General features: G+C 65.7%; 4 protein-coding genes. All 4 read left to right on the plus strand.

Features of this window, described 5'->3' with window-relative positions; all coding sequences use genetic code 11:
* Window positions 1-662 (plus strand): efflux RND transporter periplasmic adaptor subunit (locus tag V7D63_RS12820; RefSeq protein WP_333592669.1); only part of this gene is annotated, 662 nt, incomplete at its 5' end.
* A gap of 4 nt (window positions 663-666) precedes the next feature.
* Window positions 667-3,867, plus strand: coding sequence for an efflux RND transporter permease subunit (locus tag V7D63_RS12825; RefSeq protein WP_333592670.1), 3,201 nt, complete (start codon window positions 667-669; stop codon window positions 3,865-3,867).
* Window positions 3,868-3,993: 126 nt separating this feature from the next.
* Window positions 3,994-5,661 carry an energy-dependent translational throttle protein EttA gene (gene ettA, locus V7D63_RS12830; protein ID WP_333592671.1) on the plus strand — a complete coding sequence of 556 codons (1,668 nt, stop codon included), beginning with the start codon at window positions 3,994-3,996 and terminating at the stop codon, window positions 5,659-5,661.
* 93 nt (window positions 5,662-5,754) lie between these two features.
* Window positions 5,755-7,948 (plus strand): calcium-binding protein (locus V7D63_RS12835; protein ID WP_333592672.1); only part of this gene is annotated, 2,194 nt, incomplete at its 3' end.

The raw sequence follows: 7,948 nt of genomic DNA on the forward strand, positions 1-7,948 counted from the left end.
GACGGATCTCGGATCGCCGGGTCGATGTCGGCAATCTGGTGGCGGGCGGTTCGTCGGCGGCCGACGTGCTGACCGAAATCGTCTCGACCAACCCGATCCACTTCGCCTTCGACGCCTCGGAATCGATCCTGCTGCGCTATCAGCGCGTCGCGCGCGGCGGTCGTGCGCCGCTGCGTGTGCGCTTGCAGGACGAGACCGACTTCCGTCACGCCGGCTATCTCGATTTCACCGACAACGCGGTCGACACCGCCTCGGGCGTCGTGCGCCTGCGCGGCGTGATCGCCAACGCCGACGGCTTCATCAAGCCGGGCATGTACGGCCAGGTTCAACTGGCCGGCTCGGGCGCCTATCAGGCCATGCTGGTGCCGGACGCGGCCATCGTCACCGACCAGGCGCGCCGGATCGTCTATGTCGTCGACGCCGCGGGCAAGACAGCCGCCAAGCCCGTCGAACTGGGTCCGCTGGTCGATGGTCTGCGCGTCGTGCGCTCGGGTCTGAACGCCACCGATCGCGTGGTCATCTCGGGCGTCCAGCGCATTCAGCAGCCGGGCCAGCCGGTCAAGCCGGTCGCGGGCAAGATCGAAGCCTCGGCCCAGCCCAGCGCGGCCCCGGTGACCCGCCCGGCGCCCGCGTCGAGCGCCAGCTTCGCGGTCGCGGGCTGATCCGATGAACATCTCGCGCTTCTTCATCGACCGCCCGATCTTCGCGGGCGTGCTGGCGGTGTTCATCACCGTGATCGGCCTGTTCGCCTATCCGCAGCTTCCGCTGTCGCAATATCCCGAGATCGCGCCCCCGACGATCACCATCAACACCGCCTACGCCGGGGCCTCGGCCGAGACCGTGGCGGAAACCGTCGCCGCGCCGATCGAGCAAGAGGTGAACGGGGTGGAGGGGATGCTCTATCTCTCCTCCTCCTCGACTTCGGACGGCACGGTGTCGATCACCGTCACCTTCCAGCCGGGCACCGATCTGGATGCCGCCCAGGTGCTGGTCCAGAACCGCGTGGCCCTGGCCGAACCGCGCCTGCCCGAAGCCGTCCGCCAGGTCGGCGTGACCGTCAACAAACAGGAATCCGGCTTCCTGATGATCCTGGGGCTGACGGCCCCCAACGGCGCCTATGACATCGACTATATCGGCAACTACGCCCAGTCGACGCTGCGCGACCGGCTCTTGCGCCTGGAAGGGGTCGGCAACGTCTCCATCTTCGGCGGCGGCAACTATTCGATGCGGATCTGGATCGACCCGGACAAGGCCGCCGCGCGCGGCCTGACCGGGCCGGACATCGTCGCCGCCCTACGCGCCCAGAACGTTCAGGCCGCCGCAGGCTCCATCGGCCAGCCGCCGTTCGACACCAACGCCGCCGCCTTCCAACTGCCGGTCCAGGTCCAGGGCCGCCTGACCGACCCTGACCAGTTCGCCGACGTCGTCATCAAGACCGACGCCCAGGGCCGGGTGACCCGCGTGCGCGACGTCGCCCGGGTCGAGCTGGGCGCCCAGGACTACGGCATCCGCGGCTATTTCGACGGCCAGCGCGGCGTCGGCATCGCCATCGTGCAGCAGCCGGGAGCCAACGCCCTGGGCACCGCCGAGCGCGTGATGGCCGAAATGGAGACCGTCCGCGCCCAACTGCCCCCCGGGATGGAGTTGAGCGTCGCCTATAATCCGACCGAGTTCGTCGCCGAATCCGTGACGGCGGTCGAACACACCCTGATCGAGGCCGTCGTGCTGGTGGTTCTGGTGGTGCTGGTCTTCCTGCAGACCTGGCGCGCCGCCCTGATCCCCATCGTCGCCATTCCCGTCGCCCTGGTCAGCACCTTCGCGGTGCAATTGGCGCTGGGCTATTCGATCAACTCGCTCAGCCTGTTCGCCCTGGTCTTGGCGGTCGGCATCGTCGTCGATGACGCCATCGTCGTGGTCGAGAACGTCGAACGCTACATCCGCGAGGGTCTCAGTCCCAAGGAGGCCGCCTACAAGTCGATGCAGGAGGTGTCCGGGGCGCTGATCGCCATCGGCCTGGTGCTGGTGTCGGTGTTCGTGCCGACCATGTTCGTGCCGGGCATTCCGGGCATCTTCTATCGGCAGTTCGCCGTGGTGATCGCGACCGCTTCGGTGGTTTCGCTGTTCGTGTCCCTGACCCTGTCCCCGGCCATGGCGGCCCTGCTGCTCAAGCCGCACAAGCCCCATGACGATCACGAGCAGAAGCCGCGCAATCTGGTCGGCAAGATCCTCTATTACGCGGGCTGGGCCGGACGGAAATTCAACGAGGGCTTCGACTGGCTATCGGATCGCTACGGCCGTTTCACCGCCCGCGCGGTGCGGATGGGCGCCGTCATGCTGGTCGTTTACGGCATCCTGCTGGGCCTGACCGGCTGGCGTCTGATGGCGACGCCCTCGGGCTTCATTCCCGACCAGGATCAGGGCTTCCTGATCGGCGTCGTGCAACTGCCGCCCGGTTCGGCGCTGGAGCGAACCGACGAGGTCATGACCCAGGCGGTCCAGACCATTCGCGCCACCGAAGGCGTCGAAGGCGCCGTCGCCTTCGCCGGCCTGGACGGCACCAGCTTCTCGTTCGGCTCGAACGCGGGCACCATCTTCGTGCGGCTGGACCCGCACAGCCAGCGCGGCAAGGAACAGTCCGCCGCCGCCCTGGCCGGGGCCATCACCGGCGCGACCTCGGGCATCAAGGATGCGCAGATCTTCGTCATCGCCCCCCCGGCGGTCCAGGGTCTGGGCAACGGCAACGGCTTCCAGATGATGATCCAGGACACCTCCGGCGCGGGCTATCGCGCGCTGGAAGGCGCCACCTTCGCCATGATGGGCGCCGCCGCCCAGGCGCCGACCGAGGTGCAGCAGGTCTTCTCGACCTACAACACCGGTTCGCCCCGGATCACCGCCGACGTCGACCGCGACCGCGCCCTGACCATGGGGGTCCAGCCCGCGGACGTCTTCGCCACCCTGGGGACCTATCTGGGTTCGTCCTACATCAACGACTTCAACTTCCTGGGCCGGACCTTCCGGGTCACCGCCCAGGCCGAGCCGTCGTCGCGCGACGACATCGCCGACGTCGCCAACCTCAGGACCCGTTCGGCCTCCGGCGCCATGGTGCCGATCGGCTCGGTCGCGACCCTGGCCAACGATTCCGGCCCGTCGCGCGTGGTGCGGTACAACCTGTTCCCGGCGTCGGAGTTGCAGGGATCGGCCGCGCCGGGCGTGTCGTCGGGCCAGGCGCTGGAGATCATGGAGGCCATGGCTGAACAGGCCCTGCCGTCCGGCTTCTCCTACGAATGGACCGGCCTGGCCCTGCAGGAGAAGCAGGCGTCGGGCGGGGCGACCATCATCTTCCTGATGGCCGTCGGCTTCGTCTTCCTGGTGCTGGCCGCACAGTACGAGGCCTTCACCCTGCCGCTGGCGGTGGTGCTGATCGTGCCGATGTGTCTGCTGGCGGCGATGATCGGGGTGAACCTGCGCGGCCTGGACAACAACATCCTGGTCCAGATCGGGCTGGTGGTGCTGATCGCCCTGGCGGCCAAGAACGCCATTCTGATCGTGGAGTTCGCCAAACAGGCCGAGGACGAGGGCATGAACCGCTTCGATGCGGCGGTGTCGGCGGCCAAGGCGCGTCTGCGGCCGATCCTGATGACCTCGTTCGCCTTCATCTTCGGCGTCGTGCCGCTGATGGTGGCGACCGGTCCCGGCGCCGAGATGCGTCAGTCGCTGGGCACGTCCGTGTTCTCGGGCATGCTGGGGGTCACCGTCTTCGGCCTGATCTTCACCCCGGTGTTCTACGTCCTGTGCCGCTGGATCGCGGCCCGGATGCCGGGCGCCGCCAAACCCCAGACCGTCCCCGAGTCCTCCCCGGCCGAATAGGCCGCCTCGGGTCAGCCATCAAACCGCCGCGCTGGGCCGCTAGTCATTTGCGGAACGGCGCGGCGGTCGCTACATCCCGCGCCAACCTCCCCATCCGATCCGACAGAGACAGGGCGCACCGCACCCATGGCGCAGCAATATATTTTCCAGATGCAGGGCCTGACCAAGGCCTATCCCGGCGGCAAGAAGGTCTTCGAGAACATCTGGCTCAGCTTCTACAACGACGCCAAGATCGGCGTCGTCGGCGTCAACGGCTCGGGCAAGTCGACGCTGCTGAAGATCATGGCGGGCCTGGACACCGAATTTAACGGCGAGGCGCGCGCCGCCGACGGCGTCAAGCGCGGCTATCTGGAGCAGGAGCCGCAGCTCGATCCCAATCTGAACGTCCGCGAGAACGTCGAGGCCTGGTGCGAAGAGAAGCAGTGGGTCAACCGCTTCAACGCCGTCGCCGCCGAACTGGGCGAGAACTACACCGACGAACTGATGGAGGAGATGACCGCCCTCCAGGAAAAGATCGACGCCGGCGATGTCTGGGACATCGACAGCCGCATCGAAATGGCCATGGACGCCCTGCGCTGCCCGCCGGACGACTGGATGACCACCAACCTGTCGGGGGGTGAGAAGCGCCGCGTGGCCCTGGCCCGCCTGCTGCTGTCCAAGCCCGACATGCTGCTGATGGACGAACCGACCAACCACCTGGACGCCGAGTCCGTGGCCTGGCTTCAGCACCACCTGGAGGCCTTCCCCGGCTGCGTCATCCTGGTGACCCACGACCGCTACTTCCTGGATCAGGTGACCAAGTGGACGCTGGAGCTGGACCGCGGCAAGGGCCACCCGCACGAGGGCAACTACTCCTCGTGGCTGGAAGCCAAGCAGAAGCGCGTCGTCCAGGAACAGTCCGAGTCCGAGGCCCGTCAGCGCGCCCTGACCCGCGAACTGGAATGGGTCCGCTCGGGCGCCAAGGCCCGTCAGGCCAAATCCAAGGCCCGTCTGGCTGCCTATGAGAAGATGGTCGCCGAGCAGGAGAACTCGGCCAAGGCCCAGACCCACGCCGTCATCCAGATCCCGCCTGGCCCGCGCCTGGGCAATGTGGTGCTGGAGGTCGAGGGGCTGGAGAAGTCCTATGGCGACAAGCTGTTGTTCAAGGACCTGTCGTTCAAGCTGCCGCCCAACGGCATCGTCGGCGTCATCGGCCCGAACGGCGCCGGCAAGTCGACCTTGTTCCGTATGATCACGGGTCAGGAAACCCCCGACGCCGGCTCGATCAAGGTCGGCGAGACGGTCAAGCTGGCCTATGTCGACCAGTCGCGCGACGACCTGGAGGCCGACAAGACCATCTGGCAGGTCATTTCCGGCGGCACCGACATCATGATGGTCGGCAAGCGCGAGATTAACTCCCGCGCCTATGTCGGCAGCTTCAACTTCAAGGGCACGGACCAGCAGAAGAAGGTCGGCCTGCTGTCGGGCGGCGAACGCAACCGCGTCCACCTGGCCAAGACGCTGGCGGCCGGCGGCAATCTGATCCTGCTCGACGAACCGACCAACGACCTGGACATCGAGACGCTTCAGAACCTGGAAGAGGCGCTGGAGGAGTTCGCCGGCTGCGCCGTGGTCATCAGCCACGACCGCTGGTTCCTGGACCGCCTGGCCACCCACATCCTGGCCTTCGAGGGCGACAGCCACGTCGAATGGTTCGAAGGCAATTTTGAAGCCTACGAAGAAGACAAGAAACGCCGCCTGGGCGCCGACAGCCTGATCCCCCACCGGATCAAGTTCCAGAAGTTCGGGCGGTAATCTGAAATAGAGCCTTCACAACCCCCGCGTGATCGGCGACGGTCGCGCGGGGCGTGCGGCATGGGCGCGCGCTCGGAATGAGGGAGCGCGGGTATGCCGACGATCACGGGGACGGAAGGCGACGACACCCTGACCGGCACAGACGACGACGACATCATCAACGGCCCGACGGGCACCAGTGGTGATGATGTCATCGACGGGCGCCGAGGCCATGATCAACTGTTCGGAGGCGCCGGTAATGACCTTCTTGAAGGAGGCGATGGCGACGACGTTCTGAACGGCGGCGATGATGGCGAGTCGCCAGCCTTGGTCGACGGCGTTGCGATCTTCCTCGGCCGCGATACGGCCAGCTACGCTTCCGCTGGGACCGGCGTCACCGTTGACCTTTCAATCATGGGAGTCCCGCAGGTGACGGGACAGGGGCGCGACACCCTGATCGGGATCGAAAATCTCGTGGGCGGGAATTTCGACGACACCCTCTATGGTAACGCCGCCGCCAATGTTCTCCTCGGCATGAGAGGCGCCGACCGCTTGTTTGGTCAGGACGGCGACGACATCCTCTCAGGGGGAGACGGCGAAGACTATCTTGAAGGCGGTGCGGGCGCTGACTACCTCATCGGGGGGCTGGGTTCAGACGTTTTGCGAGGCGGTGACGGCAACGACACGATTCACATCGGTGAGTACGAGCCGTTCCCTGGCGATGATGAAATATACGGTGAAGGCGGAGATGATCTCGTCGTACTGTCTGGTGATCAGACAGTCAGCGTTCTGCAAGGCGGCATAGGTATAGACACGTTATATCTGTTCGCTGGACAACTGATCATATCTTCCTTTTCCTCCGCCAATGAATTTGAACATTTCACGATCCAAACCCCTCATGCCTATTTTTGCGGTACTTCGGGCGACAATCTGCTGGACTTCAGTGGATTGACGGCAAAACCCCTAGGAGGAGGTCGAGGAACCATATTGCGGGCCAACGGTGGGCCAGGCAGGGACACACTGATCGGCGGCGCTGGAAACACCGCCGACATCCTCCATGGTGATTTTGGCGCTTCCTACGAAGCCGACGGCGACGACACCCTGTACGGCATGGGCGGCGACGACGAACTCTACGGCGATGGAGGCAATGACACGCTGTACGGCGGCGATGGCAACGACAGGCTCTACGGCGGCGACGGAGACGACGTCATCTTTGGCGGCGCCGGCAATGACTACATCCAGTCCTACTCCTGGGGAGGACGCGATACGATCGACGCGGGCGATGGAGATGATGTCGTCGAGATCAACGGAACCATCACGTCCGTGCAGGGCGGCGCGGGTCTCGACACCCTCACCGGTCAGGCGGTCCTGGATTCCTTTTCCGCAGCGAACGGCTTCGAACGCCTCGGTCAGGGCAGCCAACAGGTCAACGGCACGTCGGATAACAATGTGTTCGATTTTGGCGGACTGGTCTCGATGGGTTCCGACAGTCGGCTGTACGTCCTCGCGGGCGGCGGCCATGACGTCGTGACAGGCATCAGTTCGGGCGCGAGAAATTATCTCTATGGTGAAGCAGGCGACGACAACCTGCGTGGCGGTTTCGAAAATGATCACCTGGACGGCGGCGATGACGCCGACCGGCTCTGGGGCGGACACGGCAGCGATCTATTGATCGGTGGAGCCGGAAATGACGTCCTTCACGGCGAGTCCGGCGACGACGATCTACGGGGCGACGCCGGAGATGATTCCTGCAGCGGTGGCGACGGCGAAGACCTCCTGACCGGGGGAACAGGCAACGACACCCTGGATGGCGGCACCGGTGACGACAAACTCGACGGGGGCGATGGCGCCGATATCCTGGACGGCGGAGCAGGTGTCGATACGGCCGTCTTCAGCGGCAATCGCATCAGCTACATCGTCACCTGGAGCGGCACGACCGCCACCGTGACGCACTGGAGCGGCACGGACGTCGTATCAAACTGTGAATTCCTGCGATTCGCCGATCAGACCATATCCGCTCCAGGTACTCCCCCGACGCCAAGCGGCGTGACCCAGTCCGGCGACGCCGACGCCAATACGATGACCGGCACGGACTTCGCCGACAACCTCAGCGGCATGGGCGGAAACGACGTTCTGAACGGCCTGGGCGGCGACGACGTGCTCGACGGCGGCGATGGGAACGACATCCTGCGTGGCGGCGACGGCAACGACCGGCTGGACGGCGGCTCGGGCGATGACACCCTGGTCGGCGGCTCCGGCTCTGACACCATCACGGGCGGGGCGGGGATCGATCGGGCGCTGTATAACG

Origin of the sequence: Brevundimonas sp. (genome assembly GCF_036732845.1) — a bacterium.
Taxonomy (GTDB): domain Bacteria; phylum Pseudomonadota; class Alphaproteobacteria; order Caulobacterales; family Caulobacteraceae; genus Brevundimonas.

Bases quoted from the DNA above. Each gene is read 5' to 3' on its own strand.
- V7D63_RS12825 (WP_333592670.1), top strand. From the start codon at position 667: ATGAACATCTCGCGCTTCTTCATCGACCGCCCGATCTTCGCGGGCGTG.
- ettA (WP_333592671.1), top strand. From the start codon at position 3,994: ATGGCGCAGCAATATATTTTCCAGATGCAGGGCCTGACCAAGGCCTAT.